The organism is Sorangium sp. So ce296, assembly GCF_051529605.1.
In the GTDB taxonomy this organism is placed as follows: domain Bacteria; phylum Myxococcota_A; class Polyangia; order Polyangiales; family Polyangiaceae; genus Sorangium; species Sorangium cellulosum_D.
This window is the reverse complement of record NZ_CP150325.1, coordinates 4,902,734-4,920,665: the sequence shown is the minus strand read 5'-3', so window position 1 is coordinate 4,920,665 and position 17,932 is coordinate 4,902,734. Positions and strand designations below refer to the sequence as shown.

At 72.5% G+C, this 17,932-nt stretch carries 10 protein-coding genes; 6 read left to right on the top strand and 4 right to left on the bottom strand.

Annotation, left to right across the window (positions count from 1 at the left end; genetic code table 11):
- Positions 1-26: 26 nt before the first annotated feature.
- Together WME98_RS18495 and WME98_RS18490 are read right to left on the bottom strand one after the other, a co-directional pair.
- Entirely contained in the window at positions 27-3,002 is a 2,976-nt protein-coding gene (locus tag WME98_RS18495) for a carboxypeptidase regulatory-like domain-containing protein (protein ID WP_437952483.1), read from the bottom strand.
- A 111-nt stretch (positions 3,003-3,113) separates the two neighbouring features.
- A complete protein-coding gene (locus WME98_RS18490) occupies positions 3,114-4,376 on the bottom strand; it encodes a LeuA family protein (protein WP_437334427.1) in 1,263 nt (420 codons plus the stop codon).
- Positions 4,377-4,779: 403 nt separating this feature from the next.
- On the opposite strand from WME98_RS18490, the gene WME98_RS18485 reads away from it, so the two are divergent.
- The 6 genes from WME98_RS18485 to WME98_RS18460 all read left to right on the top strand — a co-directional run bounded on the left by WME98_RS18485 (position 4,780) and on the right by WME98_RS18460 (position 12,526).
- Positions 4,780-7,074: a heme lyase CcmF/NrfE family subunit gene (locus WME98_RS18485; protein WP_437952482.1), complete on the top strand. Its 2,295-nt coding sequence runs from the start codon at positions 4,780-4,782 to the stop codon at positions 7,072-7,074.
- Positions 7,071-7,640 carry a cytochrome c-type biogenesis protein gene (locus tag WME98_RS18480; RefSeq protein ID WP_437952481.1) on the top strand — a complete coding sequence of 190 codons (570 nt, stop codon included), beginning with the start codon at positions 7,071-7,073 and terminating at the stop codon, positions 7,638-7,640. The genes WME98_RS18485 and WME98_RS18480 overlap by 4 nt, the downstream gene beginning before the upstream one ends.
- On the top strand, positions 7,637-8,539 hold the full coding sequence (locus tag WME98_RS18475; RefSeq protein WP_437952480.1) for a hypothetical protein: 903 nt from the start codon (positions 7,637-7,639) through the stop codon (positions 8,537-8,539). The genes WME98_RS18480 and WME98_RS18475 overlap by 4 nt, the downstream gene beginning before the upstream one ends.
- Positions 8,539-10,173 carry a carboxypeptidase-like regulatory domain-containing protein gene (locus WME98_RS18470; RefSeq protein ID WP_437952479.1) on the top strand — a complete coding sequence of 545 codons (1,635 nt, stop codon included), beginning with the start codon at positions 8,539-8,541 and terminating at the stop codon, positions 10,171-10,173. Before WME98_RS18475 ends, WME98_RS18470 begins: the two co-directional genes overlap by 1 nt.
- Before the next feature lies 1 nt (position 10,174).
- Positions 10,175-11,074: a formylglycine-generating enzyme family protein gene (locus tag WME98_RS18465; protein WP_437952478.1), complete on the top strand. Its 900-nt coding sequence runs from the start codon at positions 10,175-10,177 to the stop codon at positions 11,072-11,074.
- Between the two features lie 210 nt (positions 11,075-11,284).
- Positions 11,285-12,526: a CinA family nicotinamide mononucleotide deamidase-related protein gene (locus WME98_RS18460; protein WP_437952477.1), complete on the top strand. Its 1,242-nt coding sequence runs from the start codon at positions 11,285-11,287 to the stop codon at positions 12,524-12,526.
- 22 nt (positions 12,527-12,548) lie between these two features.
- Here the strand turns inward: WME98_RS18460 and clpB are convergent, their stop codons facing one another.
- Together clpB and gyrB are read right to left on the bottom strand one after the other, a co-directional pair.
- On the bottom strand, positions 12,549-15,158 hold the full coding sequence (gene clpB / locus WME98_RS18455; protein WP_437952476.1) for an ATP-dependent chaperone ClpB: 2,610 nt from the start codon (positions 15,156-15,158) through the stop codon (positions 12,549-12,551).
- Between the two features lie 190 nt (positions 15,159-15,348).
- Positions 15,349-17,844 (bottom strand): DNA topoisomerase (ATP-hydrolyzing) subunit B, encoded by a 2,496-nt coding sequence (gene gyrB / locus WME98_RS18450; protein WP_437952475.1) that lies wholly within the window; start codon positions 17,842-17,844, stop codon positions 15,349-15,351.
- Between the last annotated feature and the right edge of the window lie 88 nt (positions 17,845-17,932).

The following is a 17,932-nucleotide window of genomic DNA, read 5'->3' as shown; positions in this document are numbered from 1 at the left end:
CGCCGCCTCGCCGCGCTCCCGGCCGCCTAGCGCCGCACCCGCTCCCGCCGCACCCGCGTGAGCCACCGCGCCTCGCCGCGCTCGCCGTCGCGCGCGAGCAGCACCACGACGTCCTCCGACAGCGGCCCGGTCAGCCGCCGCCGCGCCTCCTCAATGGAGCGCACCTCGACGCCGTTCACGGACAGGAGCCGATCGCCGGGCTCGATGCCGGCCTCCTCCGCCTCGCTCGCCGGGGGCACCGACACCACGGTCACGGTCCGGCGCTCCTCGCCGAGCGTCACCGCCAGGCTCCCGGCGCCCTTCGGGTCCTGCCGCGCGCCGTCGCCCGGCAGCGCGATCCGGACCCGCTCGGTCGTCCTGCCGGCCCGCACCTGCACCGGCTGCGACTCGGCGCGCCCGAGATCCGCGCTGTACGCCTCGAGCACCGCCGTGCCCTCGGGCAGGCCGCCGAGCTGGAACCGCCCGTCGCGGTCGGTGAGCACGACGCCCGGCGGCAGCGGGCCGAGCGGCAGGTACGTCGGCACGCGGTCGCGCGCGACGCGGACCCCGGCGACCGGATCCCCGCGCGGATCGACGACCTGGCCGGCGACCTCTCCGGCCTCGAACAGGTCGATGCGCCCGAGGTCCGCCGGGCGATCCGGGTCGCCGGCGAGGGTGACCCGCAGCGTGGCCGGCGCGAACCCGTCGCGGGTCACCGTCACGCGGAACTGCCCCGGCGCGAGGTCCCCGAGCGTGAAGGCGCCCTCCGCGTCGCTCGTGGCGCGGCGCGGCCCGGTCGGAGAGAACAGGGTGATCCGCGCGCCCTCGAGCCGCTCGCGCCCGCCGCGCCCGGTCACGGTGCCGGTGGCCTTGAGCGCGGCGCGCATCTCGAGCCGCAGCTCCTTCGGCGCGGCGTCGACCTGCTCGACGCGCGGGGCCCTGCCGGAGCGCACGAGGCTGATCCGGAGCGGGAGGCCGGCGGCGTCGGGCAGCAGCGCGTCGCCGCCGTCGTCCGTGAAGAGCGTCTTCCGGAGCGGGACGGCGACGTCGAGCGAGAGGACGCGCACCTCGGCGCGGTCGAGCGGGTAGCCGCGATCGTCGGTGACGCGGATGGCCACGGCCTCGCGCACCTTCGGGAGGACGACCTCGATCTCCTTGCGATCGCGCTCCGGGACCGCGACGACGAGGCGCGCCACGACGTCCCCGGGCGACTCGGGTCGGGACACCGAGACGAGCACCTCGTCGGGGACCGCGGCGAACGCGAACGTGCCGTCGTCGGCGGAGTACGTCACCCGCTCGAGCGAGCCCGCGGTCGCGGCCAGCTCGACGCGCGCGCCGGCGACCGGCCTGCGGTCCTCCTCGAGGACGCGGCCCTCGAGCAGGCCGCCCTGGCGCATCACCACGCGCACGTGGGCCTCGCCGCCCGGCGGGAGCGTCACGACCTCGCTGGGCGTCTCCACGTACTCCGGGTGCCGGACGATCGCGTGGACGCGCCCCGGGGTGACGGGCTCGGCCCGGAAGGTGCCGTCGGCGCGCGTGACCCACGGGTCGCCCGACGGCGCCGCGGCGACCGGGAGGATCGCGTCGCCGCGCGGCAGGTCCGGGATGGGGCCGGGCATCACCCCGAGCTCTCCCGCCGGGATCAGCGGCGCCGGGCCGGGCAGGGCGCGCTCGAAGTGCTCGTCCCTGAACTCGGACATCGCGGTGGTCTCGTCGATGGGCATCCCCTCGGCGTCGGCCCCGATGATCTCGATGGTCGCGCCCGGGACCGGGTAGCCGCGATCGTCGACGACCTCGCCCACGAGCGCGCCGCCGCGGAGCAGCGGGATGCGGACCTCGGAGGCGTCGGCCTCGACCTGCACCGCGTTCCTTGGCACGAAGCCGGCCGCCAGGGCCGAGGCGCTCGCGTAGCCCGGCGCGATCGGCCCGAGCGTCACGGACCCGTCGTCGCCCGTGCGCCCGTGCAGCGGGAACGCCGACAGCCCCTGCTCGACGAGCACGACGTTCGCGCCCTTCACGGCCGGCGCGGCCTCGCCGTCGCCGTCGGTCACGAGGACCCGCACGTGGCGGCCGGGCCCGAGGACGAGCTTCACCTCCTTGCCCTCGCCGCGCTTCACGGGCACGGCGAGCGCGGTCGCGCTCACGGCCGCCCCGCGCCGCGCCTTGAGGTCGTACACCCCGTCGCGGAGCCCGGCGATCCGCGCGGCGCCGGTCGCGTCGGTGGTCGTGCTGCGCGCCGGCCACAGGCCGGTGCCAGCGGCGAGCACGGTCGCGCCGTCGACGGGCTGCCCCGCCGCGTCCACCACGCGGACCGTGAGCGCGCCGAGCCGATCCATCCGGAGCCGGAGCGGCACCGGCCCCGGCACGACGCCCGTCCGCACGGTGTCCTCGAAGCCGAGCGCCGACGCGCGGACGACGTAGGGCGCCGCGCCGAGCCGCTCGAACCGCGCGCGCCCCCCCTCGGCGGTCGTCGCCACGAAGGGGAGGGGATCGGCGGTCGCGACCGTGACCTCGGCGCCGTCGATCGGGCGCTCGGCCTCGTCGACGACCTGCACGTCCAGCACCTTCGCGGGCCGCAGCACGAGGTCGACGGCGCGGGGGCCCGGCTCGAGGGCGAGGCGCGCCGAGGCGCGGGCCCGCTCCGCGCCGTACGCGAGGACCCACGTCTCCCCGGAAGGCAGGCCGGCGAAGCGCGCCTCGCCGGCCGGATCGGTCCTCTGCTCGCCGGCGAAGTAGGCGCGGTCCTCGCGCAGCGCGAAGACGCGCACCGTCGCGTCCGGGAGCGGGCGCCCCTGCTCGTCGCGCACGGTGGCGGTGAGATCGGCCGCGCGCCCTTCGACCCAGGCGGGCACCGGCGGCGCGGGGATCGGCGCCTGCGGCAGGAACCGCGGGCCCAGATCGCGCAGCGTGGTCGCGGCGAGGAAGCAGACCAGCGCGGCGATCGCGGCCAGGACGGTATCGAGCCGCGACCGGCGCTCGGGCCGGTCGGCTTCCGCTGCGGGTTGCTTGTCCTGCTCGGCCACGGCGTGGATCTCTACTCCGGATCCGCCGAAACGCCGAACGCCCGGGGGCCGTTCCCGGCCGGTGGGGTCTGGCCCGGCCGGCGGGAAAGGGCCCCGGCCGGCGCCGCGGGGTCAGGCCTGATGGCCGTGGTGCTGCTCGATGACGGCCAGGATCTCCTCCTCGCCGAGGATGTGGTCGGTGGCCTTGGCCTTGGCGAGGATGGCGTCGACGAGCTCCTTCGAGGGCTCGATCTTCCGCTGCCTGAGCCAGTAGTTCACGTTGGAGGCGCCGGACATGTAGCCCACGCAGATCTCCTGCTTGCGGCCGAACATGCCGGCGGGGACGCCGGAGTAGATCCGGTCGGCCATCCAGGCGTCGCCCTTCGCCTCGGCCTTGATGATGGCGGCCGCGTGCACGCCGGTGGCCGTGCGGAAGGCGTCGCGTCCGACCAGGGGATAATTGATGGGGACCTCCCAGCCGACCGCCTGCGCGGCCGTCGTGCAGTACTCGAGGAGGTGGGTGAGGTCCTGGTGCTCGAGGAGACCGAGGAGCTTCATGTTGAGCAGGATGAGCTCCATGGCGGCGTTGCCGACGCGCTCGCCGATGCCGAGGGCGGTGCCGTGCACCCGGTCCGCGCCGAACTGGAGCGCCCAGATCGCGTTCTCGAGCGCGAGCCCGCGGTCGTTGTGGCCGTGCCAGTCGATGCCGACCGACGCCCCGGCCCCCGCGACGATGGCGCGCGTGAAGTTGATGAGGTTGCGCACCCCATCGGGCGTCGCGTGCCCCACGGTGTCGCACAGGCACAGCCGGGACGCGCCGTGGTCGATGGCGACCTTGAAGAGCGTCGCCAGCACCTCGGGGCGCGAGCGCGTCGTGTCTTCCGTGACGTAGGCGACCGGCAGCCCGGCCTTCACGCCCGCGTCGATCGCGGCGGCGCTGCGCTGGGCGATGAGGTCGACGTCCCACGCCTCCGCGAGCTGGCGGATCGGGCTCGAGCCGATGAAGGCGTAGATCTCGACCGGGATCCCCGCGCGCTGGGAGATCTCGATCATCGGCGTGATGTCCGAGACGACCGTGCGGCCTGCGCAGGCGACGCGGAGCGGCAGGCGGTTGTCCGCCACCTCCTTGCACATCCGGAGCACGTCCTCGAAGGCCCGCTGCGAGCTGCCGGGCAGGCCGATATCGGCGACGTGGATGCCGACCTTGGCCATGAGGTGGAGCAGCTTGAGCTTGCTCTCGATGTTCGGGTCGGCGACGGAGGGGTTCTGCAGGCCGTCGCGCAGGGTCTCGTCGAAGAAGCCGATCTCCTTCGGGATGACCCGCCCGACGCGGCCCACCTCGTTCCAGTCGTAGATGAGATCGGTCGGGCGGCCAGCGTCGGCAGCGATCGCCATGCTCGGAGTATAGTGCGCCGTTCTCAACGCCGAGGCTGAAACGAAGCTCTTCCGGAGCGCTCGACATGACGCACGGCGCAGGCGAAGGCGCGAGCGACGACGGCGGTGACGCCGTAATGCATGCTCCGTCACATCGGGGTCACGCCGGGAGGGACGAGCGCGGGCCGGCGGCGTGCGCGTGGGCGTCGGCGGCGAGCGCGCGGGGGTCGGCGTCGACGAGCGCGGACCGGGGTCGGCGGGGCAGGGTGCAGCCCCGCCAGAAAAAGCGCCGGGCCGAGGACGGGGCAGGCGGTCGCGAGCGCCGCGCGCGCCGCGGCGTGGTTCCGCGGCAGCGATGGCCGAATCGGCGGGCGCGGTGCGCTGGCCCCGCGCGCCGGGCAAGCCTAAGCTTGCGGCCACGACGATGTGGCAATCTCTTCCTGAGTTCGGGACCGGCGTCCTCTACGCCATTCTGGTCACCGCGGCGTACACCTTCGCGGTGGCGCTCGCGTCGGCGCGCGGGCGGCCGCGGCTGCTCCAGGCGGCGCGGCTCGGCGCGTACGGCACCATCGCGCTGGTCGGGCTCGGCGTGCTGGTGCTGGCGTACGCCTTCGTCAGCCACGATTTCCGCATCGCCTACGTCGCCCAGTACAGCGACCGGTCGATGACCACGCCGTACCTCATCGCGGCGCTCTGGGGCGGGCAGGACGGCTCGCTGCTCTGGTGGATGTTCCTGACCGCGGTGTTCTCCGGCGGCTGCGTCTACTGGCTGCGGCGCCGGTACCTGGAGCTCCAGCCGTACGTCATCGCCACCCTGATGAGCGTCCTCATCTTCTTCGCGGCGCTGATGATCTTCGCGGTGAACCCGTTCCGCACGAGCGTCGCGGGCGCCCCGATCGACGGCAACGGGCTGAACTACCAGCTGCGCAACTTCTACATGATCATCCACCCGCCGAGCCTCTACGTCGGCTTCACGAGCGCGGCGGTCCCGTTCGCCTTCGCGATCGCCGCGCTCGCCACGGGCCGGCTCGACAGCGAGTGGATCGTGGCGACGCGGAAGTGGATGCTCTTCTCCTGGCTGTTCCTCTCGATCGGCAACGTGCTCGGGATGCTCTGGGCGTACGAGGAGCTCGGCTGGGGCGGCCCGTGGGCGTGGGATCCGGTCGAGAACGCCGCGTTCCTCCCGTGGCTCACGGCGAGCGCCTACGTGCACTCGACGATGATCCAGGAGCGCCGCGGCATGCTGAAGGTGTGGAACGTCTCGCTCATCTGCGGGACGTTCTTCCTGACCATCTTCGGCACCTGGCTCACGCGGTCGGGCCTCATCGCGAGCGTGCATTCCTTTGCCCAGTCCGGCATCGGCATCTGGTTCGTCGGCTTCATGGCCGTGATCCTGGCGACGTGCACCGCGCTCATCGTCTACCGCCTGCCGCGGCTGCGCAGCGACGGTCAGTTCGAGTCGCTCCTGTCGCGCGAGGCCGCGTTCCTCTTCAACAACTGGGGCCTCTTCAGCATCATGATCTTCATCGCGGTCGCGACCGTGTGGCCGCGCATCAGCGAGTGGCTGCTCGATCAGAAGTCGACGCTGGGGCCCACGTTCTACAACATGTGGCTCCCGCCGGTCGCGCTCGTGGTCTTCTTCCTGATGGGCGTCGCGCCGCTGCTCGGGTGGCGGAAGACGTCGCCGGAGCTGTTCCGGAGGAGCTTCCGCTGGCCGGTGCTGGCCACGGCCGTCACCGCGGCGCTCCACCTCGCGCTCGGCAAGAAGGTCGGCTTCGCCCCGTTCGTCGCCGTCGACCCGATCTACCCCGGCCAGCTCGGCGACGCGCTCGCGAAGCTCGCGTCGACCTACCCGTTCTTCACGGTCGCGATCGCCGCGTTCAACATCGCCGTCGTCATCCAGGAGTTCGCCCGCGGCATCGCGGCGCGGCAGAAGCGCGGGGGCGAGTCGCTCTTCGCTTCCTTCTACAACCTGGTCGCCAGGTCGCGGCGCCGCTACGGCGGCTACATCGTGCACGTCGGCATCGCGGTGATGTTCATCGGGTTCGCCGGCCGCGCGTGGGGCGTCGACAAGGAGATCAGCCTCCGCCCGGGCGAGGCCGTGCAGATCGAGGAGTACCGCCTCGTCTACGCCGGCCCGCGCATGGAGGTCGACAGCGAGAAGCGGATGGTCTTCGCCGACCTCGACGTCGAGCGCCACGGCGCGCCGGTCGGCCGGATCAGCCCGGCGAAGTACATCTACAAGGCCACCCCGGAGGCGCCGTCGACCGAGGTCGCCCGCCACATCACGCTCAAGAACGACCTCTACGTGATCATCGGGATGGCGAACCCGCAGACGAAGGTCGCCTCCTTCCAGCTGCACGTGAACAACCTGATCTCGTTCATGTGGTTCGGCGCGGGGATCCTCGTCCTCGGGGCGCTCATCGCGATGTGGCCCGACATCGCCCTCGAGGAGGCCGGCGCGTTCGGCTATGTCCGGGCGGCGGGGTCGGTCACGGCGTCGGTCGTGTTCGCCTTCCTGCTCGCCGGCGGCCCGTCGCAGGCCTACGGGCACCCCATCCAGGAGCGGCTCGGGCCGCCGATCCTGAGCGCGCCGGGGGGCGCGGACGGCGAGGCCGGCGCCCCCGCGTCCGGCGCGTCGGTTGATCCCGGGCGGGCGCCCGCGATCGGTGCAATGCTCCCGACCCCTGCCGAGCCGAGGCAGCCAGCCTTCGAATGAGCCGCACACGACACCTCATCCACGGGATCACCCTCCTCGCCGCGGGCCTCATCGCCCTCGTCGTCCTGCTGCGCTCGCCGGAGTTCGCCCACGGCCAGCAGCTCGGGGAGGGGATGCAGCGCTCGGGCACCGTCGGCATCCAGAACGAGACCGAGCGCAAGCTCTTCTGGAGCCTGATCTGCACGTGCGGCTGCCCGCGCGAGACCCTCGGGACGTGCACCTGCGGCACCGCGCACGAGCGCCGCGACCAGCTCCGCGAGGCGCTCGCGTCGGGGCTGTCGATCGAGGCCATCCAGGCCGCCTACGCCGAGCGCTTCGGCGCGGAGGCGCTGGCCGTGCCGCCGAACAAGGGCAGCCAGCGGCTGCTCTACCTCTTCCCGCTCGCCGCCATCATGGCCGGCGCCGGCGTCGTCATCGTCACGCTGCGCCGATGGAAGCGGCGCAGCGACGAGGCGCGCGCCGCCGTCGAGCGCTCCCCGAAGGGCGTTGTCCCCGGCGGGCGCGACGATTACGACGACAAGCTCGACGAGGAGCTGAAGAACCTCGACCGCGAAGACCGCGAATGAGCGCCGAAACCTCCGCCAAAAGCGCCGCCTCGGCCACGGCCCACGAGGCCGCGAGCCGGGGCTCTGGCTCGCCGCTCGAGCGGCAGATCGTGCACTACGCTCGCTTCGGGGTGCCGCTCGCGGCGCTCGCGGGCGCCGGCGTCGCGGGGCTCGTCGCGGGGCCGCCCGCGGCGATCCTCGTGCTCGCGGGCGGCGCGCTCGTCGCGGTGATCGCCATCTTCTGGGCGAGCCTCCGGGTGCTGCTCGGGGAGACCCCGCTGAGCGGCGCCGACGCGTACGCGATCGGCGCGCCGCGCGCCGAGGAGGAGCAGAAGCAGGCCGTCCTGCGCGCGCTCAAGGACCTGGAGTTCGAGCGGAGCGTCGGCAAGATCAGCGACGAGGACTACGCCGATCTCGTCGCGAAGTACCGCGCCGAGGCGAAGCGGCTGCTCCGCGTGCTGGACGCCGACGCGCAGCCGCGGCGCGAGCAGGTCGCCGCGCTCGTGGCGAGGCACCTCCGGCGCGCCGGGCTCCAGGACGACGGCGGCGTGGAGGCGCCGGAGCAGGGCGAGGTCGCCGAGGGCGAGGCCGCGGGCGCCGCCGAGGGCGAGGTTGCGGGCGCCGGCGCCGCCTCGGAGGCGAGGCCGGCGAAGCGGAGGCGCGCCAGGGCCAAGCCGCCGGAGCAGGAGCGCGCTCCGGAGCCGGCGGTGGGCGAGCGCGACGAGGCCGAGGCGACGGCGGAGGGCGCGGCGGCGCCGGCGCTCGCGTGCGCGGCCTGCGGCACGCTGAACGACGAGGACGCGGTGTTTTGCAAGAAGTGCGGGACGAAGTGCGCGCCCGGCGCGCCTCTGGCCGAGCAGGCTGCGGCGGAGGAGGCCGCGGCCGGCGTCGACGAGAGCGACAGCAGGAGGGCGTCGTGATGCGCTGGTCCAGGTACACCGCGCTGGCCGCGATCGCCTCGCTGAGCATGACCGCGGCCCCGGCGGCGCAGGCGCAGCCCGCGGCCCCGGCGCAGCCCGCGGCGGCCGCCGCGACCCCGGCGCAGCCGGCGGCGCAGGCGCAGCCGGCGGCCCCCAAGGCGGCTCCCGCGCAGGCCGCGGCGCCGAAGCAGGACGCGAAGACGACGGCGCCGAGCGCGGCGAAGCCGCCGGCCGCCGCCGCCGCTGCCGGCAGCGCGAGCCCCGCTGCGGCCTCGACGGCTGCGGCGGACGCGGGCGCGCCCGACGCCGCTGGCGCCCTCCCGCCGGGTCATCCCGAGGTCGGGCAGGAGCTGCCTTCCGGCCACCCTCCCGTGGGCAAGCCGCCCGCGGGAGGCGCGGCATCCCGGCGCGCCGCCGAGGAGCTGACCGGCCTGTTCGAGGCGCCCGACGACACCGTCCAGGAAGATGCCGGCCTTCCGCCCGGCGCCATCGCGCTCACCGTGCAGGACGCGAACGGGCAGCCCATCCCTCGCGTCGCCGTCGACGTCGACATCCTGCAGAGCTCGGTGACGAAGGGCGAATCGCGCGAGCGCGTGACGCGGGAGACCGACGACGCGGGCACCGTCCGGCTCGAGAACCTCACGATTGGCGGCGGCACGAGCTACGGCATCTCGGTCACGCGCAACGGCGGGACGTTCTCGCTCCCGCATTTCGGGCTCAGCGCCGAGGCCGGAAAGCGCGCCGTGCTCCACGTCTACGAGGCCACGCCGGACGTGAACGGCCTGCTGGTCGGGTCGCAGGGCATCATCTACCTCCAGCTCCGGCAGGACTCCATCTCGGTCGAGCAGCTGTTCCAGGTCTACAACCTCGGACGCGTCGCCTGGCTCCCCAACGAGACGTTCGCCCTCCCGCCGGACTACAAGGCGTTCAACAAGAGCGAGGGCATGGACGAGATGCGCTTCGAGGAGGTGAAGGGCACCGGCGTCGCGCTGCGCGGCACCGTGAGCCCCGGCCGCCACGAAGGGCAGTTCCGCTGGCAGGTCCCGCTCAGCCAGGACGAGCGCCAGACGATCCGCATCGAGCTGCCGCCGCGCATGGCCCAGCTGCGGGTGATGGCCGAGGCGTCGAAGTCCATGACGCTGAACGTCGCCGGCTTCCCGGCGGCGCAGCGCACCCAGAACCGGGACGGCAAGAAGATCCTGATCACCGAGAAGGCGGGCAACCGCGCGGAGGGCGGGCTGAGGACCATCGAGATCACGCTGGGCGGGCTGCCGACGCCCGGCGTGGGCCGCTGGGTCGCGCTCGTCCTCGCCGGCGCGGCCGTGATCGGCGGGGCCGCGCTGAACTTCGTCCGCCGGCGCGAGGACGATCGCGGGCCCGACGAGGAGGAGCGGCGAGAGCTGCTCGAGGCGCGCGACGCGCTGCTCGACGAGTTCGTCGAGCTCGAGCGCGCGCGGAAGCGGGGCGACGTCGGCCCGAAGACGTACGACCGGGTCCGGACGGCGCTCCTCGACGCGCTCGCGCGCATCGTGAGCATGATCGAGGCCACGCCGGCGCGCGGGAAGACCGCCGGCGCGCGGGAGCCGTCCGGCGTGCGGCGGAAGGCGGACGCTGCCGCATCGCCGCCGCCCTGAGGTGGGGGCAACGCCGAGCGCCGGACGGAGGCTCGGCTGGAAGGCCGGCCTGTCCGCGGGCGCGGCCCTCCTGATCGTCGGCATCACGGCGCTCGCTCGCCACCGGGCCGGGCCGCCGGCGCGCTGCGCGCCGGGGATGGTCGCGCTCGGCCCGCGATGTTGCGGCGAAGGCCAGCGCCTCGACGACGCCGGCCGCTGCGCGGGCGCGCCGAGCCGATGCGGCGCGGGCCTCTCGGCGACCCCCGCCGGCTGCGTCGCGCCGGGCGCGACCGTGCGCGTCGCCGCCGGGACGCTGCGGCTCGGGCCGAGCGACTGGGAGGCGCAGGGCGTCGTCGAGGCGCGCGAGGTGTTCGTCCAGGCGTTCTCGCTCGACGCGTTCGAGGTCACCGAGCAGCGCTACGCGGCCTGCGTCGCGGCCGGCGCCTGCGCGGCGCTGCCGCTGCGCGGCGAGCCCGGCGTCCCGGTGACGGGCGTCACGCTGGAAGAGTCCGCCCGGTATTGCGCCTTCGCGGGCGGATCGCTCCCCTCGCGCAACCAGCTGGCCTTCGCCGCGGCGGGCCCGTCGAGCCGGCGGTACCCGTGGGGGGACACCGGCGCGGTCTGCCGTCGCGTCGCCTTCGGCCTGCGCGCGGGGCCGTGCGGATGGGGCGCGACGGGCGCTGAGCTCGCGGGCTCGCGCCCTGACGGCGCCGCCGTGCACGCGGGCGGGCGCGTGTTCGACCTGGCCGGCAATGTCGCCGAGTGGGCGGCGCCCGATCGATCCGACGACGGGATGTCGGGAACTCACGGCGGATCGTGGGCCGACGAGGCGGCCTCGGCGCTACGCACCTGGAATCGGCGGCTCGTCCCCGTATCCACCCGTTCGCCCGATCTCGGATTCCGGTGCGCCTATCCGCCATGAGCGCGCGCCGCGCCGCTCACGGCGGTGTCGGAGGGGAGGGGAGAGGAGGGCAGAGGGGGAGGCAGCGGAGAGGGGGAGCTAGCGGAGAGGGGGAGCTAGCGGAGGGAGGAGGGATGGCACGCGAACGGCGACAACCGCGCCCAAACGACCGCAAAACCGTCCGGAAACGCGCTCCGTCGGCTCCGGATTGGGTTACAGTCCCCCTTCCCAATGACTGTCGCGCTTCTCTCGATCGGGACCGAGCTCACCCGGGGCGAGATCCTCAACACCAACGCGGCCTGGCTCGCTGCCGAGCTCACCGCAGCGGGCTTCACGGTCAGCGAGTCCCTCACCGTCGACGACGACGTGGATCGCATCGTCGCCGCCGTCCAGAAGCTCGCGAGCGCGCACCGGCTGGTGATCGCCACCGGCGGCCTGGGCCCGACGACCGACGACCTCACCGCGCTCGCCGCCGCGCGCGCGACGGGCACCGACCTCGTGCGCGACGAGAGCACGCTGCTCGCCATCCGCCGCCGCGTCGAGAGCCGCGGCAAGACGATGAACGCGGGCCACGAGAAGCAGGCCGAGGTCCCCGCCGGGTCGGAGATCCTGCCGAACCCCTCTGGCACCGCGCCCGGCTTCGGGATCCACCTCGGCGAGTCCACGGTCTTCTTCCTCCCGGGCGTGCCGCGGGAGATGAAGGCCATGTTCACCGAGCAGGTCTTGCCGCGCGTGCGGCCGGCGGCTCCGAACAACACCTTCCAGGTCCGCCTCCGCACCTACGGCCTCCCCGAGTCCACGGCGGGCGAGCTCCTGAAGGGGGTGGAGGAGGCCTATCCCGGCATCACGCTCGGCTATCGCGTCCACTACCCGGAGGTGGACGTGAAGGTCCACGCCCGCGCCGCCACGCAGTCGATGGCGCACGAGCTGGCCTTGAGGGCGACGGCCGATGTCCGCGAGCGGCTCGGCACGGCCGTGTACGGGGAGGGGGACGACGCCTTCCCGGAGATGGTCGGGCGCTCCGTGCGCGCCCGGGGCTGGCGGCTCGCCGTGTCGGAGTCGTGCACCGGCGGGCTGATCTCCCACCTGCTCACCAGCTACCCGGCGAGCGACTACCTGGTCGGCGCCGCGGTCACCTACGCGAACAGCGCCAAGACGCGGCTGCTCGGCGTCGCGGAGGACACCCTGCGCGGCCACGGCGCGGTGTCGGCCGAGGTCGCCGCCGAGATGGCCCAGGGCGTCCGCCGCCTCTGCGAGGTCGACGTCGCCATCTCGGTCACGGGCATCGCCGGCCCGACGGGCGGCACGGCGACCAAGCCGGTCGGCCTGTGCTACTGGGCCGTGTCGCACCCTGGCGGCCTCGTCGTGCGCGACCGCGTGTTCTCGGGGGATCGCGAGGAGGTCCAGCTCGGCGCCGCCTACGCCGTCCTGGACCTCCTCCGCCGCATCGCCGGCAACCTCCCCGAGCGCTGACGCGGGCGCGGGCTGACGAGCGTCAGTTCGGCGCAGCGCGCGTGAACGTGAGCGCGCCGTCCCCGCGGTCGATCCGCACCGTGTCGCCCTGCTTGAACTCCCCGCCGAGGATCCGCTTCGCGAGCTCGTCCTCGATGCTCCGCTGGATGGCGCGCTTCAGCGGCCTCGCGCCGTACTGCGGATCCCACCCCTGATCGATGAGGTAGCCCTTCGCGTCGGACGAGATCGTGAACAGGAGCCCGCGTCGATCCAGGCGCTTTCGCAGCAGATCGAGCTGGATATCCACGATCTTCTCCATCTGCTCGCGCGCCAGCCGCCGGAACACGATGAGGTCGTCCAGGCGATTCAGGAACTCCGGGCGGAAGTGCTTCCGCACCTCCTCGATGACGGCCCTCCGCACGAGCTCCGCCTTCTCGTCGGCCGGCAGGTTCGCCCGCTCCTCGATCGCCGCGGCCGCGGGCGTCCCGAGGTTGGATGTCAGGATGATGATCGTGTTCTTGAAATCGACCGTGTGTCCCTGTCCATCCGTCAGGCGCCCGTCGTCGAGCACCTGGAGGAGCGTGTTCCAGATGTCCGGGTGCGCCTTCTCGATCTCGTCGAACAGCACCACGCTGTACGGCCGCCGGCGCACCGGCTCCGTGAGCTGGCCGCCCTCCTCGTAGCCGACGTACCCGGGCGGCGCGCCGATCAGGCGAGCCACCGCGTGCCGCTCCCCGTACTCGCTCATGTCGAGCCGCACCATGGCCCGCTCGTCGTCGAAGAGGATCTCGGCGAGCGCGCGCGCGAGCTCGGTCTTGCCGACGCCGGTCGGCCCGAGGAACAGGAACGACCCGATCGGCCGCCGCTCGTCGCCGAGGCCGGCCCTCGAGCGCCGGATGGCGTTCGACACCGCGCGGAGCGCGTCCTCTTGCCCGACCACGCGCCGCCGCAGCTCCTCCTCGAGGCGCAGGAGCTTCTGCATCTCGCTCTCGAGCATCTTGGACACCGGGATACCGGTCCACTTCGAGACGACCGCGGCGATGTCCTCGTCGGTGACCTCCTCCTTCAGGTAGCTTTGCTTCGACTGCACCTGGGCGAGGGTCGTGCGGATCGACTCGAGCTTCTTCTCGATCTCCGGGATCTTGCCGTAATGGATCTCCGCGGCGCGCCCGAGATCGCCGGCGCGCTTCAGGCGCTCCTCCTCGAGCCTGAGCTCCTCGATCTGCGGCTTGAGCTGGCGCAGCTCGGAGATGAGCTCCTTCTCCCGCATCCACTGCGCCCGCATCGCGTCGCGCTGCCCCTGGAGCTCGGCGATCTCGCGCCGCACCTCGTCGAGGCGCGCCTTGCTCGCCTTGTCGCTCTCGCGCTTGAGCGCCTGCTCCTCCATCTGCAGCTTGAGCAGATCGCGCTCCACCTGGTCGATCGGCGTGGGCAGGCTGTCGATCTCCATGCGGATCTTCGACGCCGCCTCGTCGATGAGGTCGATCGCCTTGTCGGGCAGGAACCGCTCGGTGATGTACCGGTTCGACAGCACCGCGGCGCCCACGAGCGCGGCGTCCTGGATGCGGATGCCGTGGTGGACCTCGTACTTCTCCTTCAGGCCGCGCAGGATGGCGATCGTGTCCTCGACGGTGGGCTGCGCGACGAGCACCTGCTGGAAGCGCCGCTCCAGCGCCGCGTCCTTCTCGATCCGCTTCCGGTACTCGTCGAGGGTGGTCGCGCCGATGCACCGGAGCTCGCCGCGCGCGAGCGCGGGCTTCAGCATGTTGGCCGCGTCCATGGCGCCCTCGGCCGCGCCGGCGCCGACCAGCGTGTGGAGCTCGTCGATGAACAGGATGATGCGCCCGTTCGAGCCCTCGATCTCCTTGAGCACCGCCTTGAGCCGGTCCTCGAACTCGCCGCGGAACTTCGAGCCTGCGACCATGGCGGCGAGGTCGAGCGCGGCGATGGTCTTGTCCTTGAGCGACTCGGGCACGTCGCCCGCGACGATGCGGTGCGCGAGGCCCTCGACGATGGCCGTCTTGCCGACGCCGGGCTCACCGATGAGCACCGGGTTGTTCTTGGTGCGGCGCGACAGCACCTGGATCACGCGCCGGATCTCCTCGTCTCGGCCGATCACCGGGTCGATCTTGCCCTGTCGGGCGAGCTTCGTGAGATCGCGGGTGTACTTCTCGAGCGCCTGGAACTTCCCCTCGGGGTCCCGGTCCGTCACGCGCTGATTGCCCCGCACGGCCGCGAGCGACGCGAGGAGCTTGTCGTACGACAGCCCCGCTCGCTCGAAGATCGACTGGATCTCCTTGTCGGTCTTCGTCCCGGCGAGCAGGACGTGCTCTGTCGAGATGTACTCGTCCTTGAGCGCCTTCGCCTCGTCTTCGGCCTTCTGCAGGACCGCGAGCGCGCGCCTCGACAGGTTCGGCTCGGCGCCGCCGCTCACGCGAGGGTAGGTGTCGATCTTCGCGTCGAGCAGGCGCAGGAGCCCCGCGGGATCGGCGCCTGCCTTCTGCACCAGCGGAGCGCCGAGGCCGCCGTCCTGGCCGACGATCGCCCGCACGATGTGCTCGGGATAGAGTTCGGGATTTCCCCGGCGGCTGCCGAAATCGACAGCCTCTCGTATGGCCTCCTGGGCCTTCGTCGTCATTCGCTCGATTCTCATGGCACCTCGAAGCTAAGGCGTGTGCCATCGCTAGCAAGGGGCCGGCCAAGCAAGCGTCTTGCCAGAGATACCGAGCGAACGCATCGGTCGATCGATGCAGCCTCAGCGCCGCGTCAACCCCACCGTGCGCGGTGAGGTCCTCGGCTGAAGCGGGCGCGGGCTCCGTCCGCCGCGCGCCCCGGACACAGGCTCAGATGTCGAGGTTCTTCACGTTGAGCGCGTTCTGCTCGATGAAGTTGCGCCGCGGCTCGACCTGATCCCCCATGAGGATCGTGAAGAGCTCGTCCGTCTTCACCGCATCGTCGATGCGGACCTGGAGGAGGGTCCGCGCGTCCGGGTTCATCGTCGTTTCCCAGAGCTCGTCGGCGTTCATCTCGCCGAGACCCTTGTAACGGCTGATCGCGATACCCTTCTTGCCCCGCTCTTCGATGTAGTCGACGAGCGCCTCGCCGTTCTCGATGGTCTCCTCGCCGCTCGAGGTGCGGGCCCGGTAGGGGGGCGCGCCGATGGAGCGCAGGTCCTGCTCGATCGACCAGGCCTCCTGGTACTCCGGCGAGCCCACCAGATCCCAGTCGATGACGCTCTTTCGCGCGCTCGCGCCAGGGCGCGGCACGACCTCGATCCGGCTCGTCCCGTGCTCGGTGTCGCGCGGCGTCGACAGCGTGAGCGGGAACAGGTCCGGGTAGCGCTGCTTCAGGTAGGCCCGGAGCTCGTCGGCGGCCGCGGCGACCTTCTTGGTCTCCCGCAGGTCGTCGCGCCCGAGCCCGCTCGACCGGAGCACCGCCGCCACGATCCGCGCGTCACAGCGCTTGTCGATGTTCGACAGCACGGCGCGGAACCGCTTCAGCCGCTGCGCGAGGCGGTAGAGCGGCTGCCCCGCGATGCCCGTCTGCGCGCCGCTCGCGACGATCTCGAGCCCGTCCACGGCGTTGCCCACGAGGAACTCGTCGAGCGCGGCCTGGTCCTTCAGGTACAGGTCCCGCTTGCCCTTGCGCACGCGGTAGAGCGGCGGCTGCGCGATGAACAGATACCCCTTCTCCATGATCTCGGGCATCTGCCGGAAGAAGAAGGTCAAGAGCAGCGTGCGGATGTGGGAGCCGTCGACGTCGGCGTCCGTCATCAGGATGATCTTGTGGTAGCGGAGCTTGTCGATCTCGAAGCCGCCGGCGTCGTTGATCCCGCAGCCGAGGGCGGTGATCAGCGTGCCGACCTCGGCGGAGCTCAGCATCCGGTCGAGCCGCGCCCGCTCGACGTTCAGGATCTTGCCCTTCAGCGGCAGGATCGCCTGGAAGTGCCGGTCGCGCCCCATCTTGGCGCTGCCGCCGGCGCTCTCGCCCTCGACGATGTAGATCTCGCTCTTCTCCGGGTCCTTGGACTGGCAGTCGGCGAGCTTGCCGGAGAGCGACGTCACGTCGAGCGAGCCCTTGCGGATCACCTCGCGGGCCTTGCGGGCCGCCTCGCGCGCCTTGGCCGCGACGACCGCCTTCTCGATGATCTTCTTCGCGCTCTGCGGGTTCTCCTCGAAGTACTGCGCGAGCTTGTCGCTGACGGCCGCCTCGACGATGCCCTTGACCTCGCTGGAGACGAGCTTGGATTTCGTCTGCGAGTCGAACGACGGGTCCGGGTGCTTGATGCTGAGCACGCACGTCAGGCCCTCGCGCGCGTCCTCGCCCTGCAGGCCCTGCTTCAGCTCCTTGAAGAGGTTGTGCGCGCTCCCGTAGTTGTTGATCGTCTTCGTGAGCGCGGCGCGGAGCCCGGTGAGGTGCGTGCCGCCGTCCCTGTTGTGGACGTTGTTCGTGTAACAGAAGATCGCCTCCGTGTAGGAGCCGTTCCACTGCAGCGCGACCTCCACGCCGACCGGCGGCGCCGAGCTCGCGCGGCCGTTCCCGGCCTCGCCCCCCGCGCCGAGCTCGTGCTGCGACACGAAGCTGATCACCTCGTCGTGAATCGGCTCCTTGGTCTTGTTGAGGAGCGCCACGAACTCCGCGATACCCCCCTTGTACTCGTAGGCTTCGGCCCTCCCGTCGGGGCGCTGGTCGTCGAGGTGGATGATGAGCCCGGCGTTCAGGAACGCGAGCTCGCGCAGGCGGCTCGCCAGGACGTCGAAGCTGAACTCGACCGTGCTGAAGATGATCGGGTCGGGCTTGAAGGTGATCTTCGTCCCCGTCTTGTCCGTCACGCCGATCGCCTTGAGCGGCGCCCTCGGCACGCCCCGGCCGTACTCCTGGAACCAGAGCTTTCCTTCGCGCTTGATCTCGACCTTGAGCCACTCGGAGACGGCGTTCACCGCGCTCACGCCGACGCCGTGCAGGCCCGCAGAGACCTTGTAGCTGGAGTTGTCGAACTTTCCGCCGGCGTGGAGGACGGTCATGACGACCTCGGCGGCGCTGACGCCCTTCGCGTGCATCCCGACCGGGATCCCGCGGCCGTTGTCCTCGATCGACACCGAGCCGTCGAAGTGGACGGTGACCCTGATCTCCGTGCAGGCGCCGGCGAGGTGCTCGTCGACGGCGTTGTCCACGGCCTCCCAGACCAGGTGGTGCAGCCCCGATCCGTCGTGCACATCGCCGATGTACATGCCGGGGCGCTTGCGCACCGCTTCGAGGCCTTCGAGCGCCGTGATGCTGTGGGCGTCGTACGACGCCTTGGTGAGGTCGGTCGGCTGGCTCAGGGTGGGTTCCGTCATCTCGGTCCTGGTGGGCGCGCCCGCCGCCTCTCACCGGGGGGCGCAGAGCGGCGGAGACCGCTCGGATTGCCGGAGTTCTTGCAGTGGA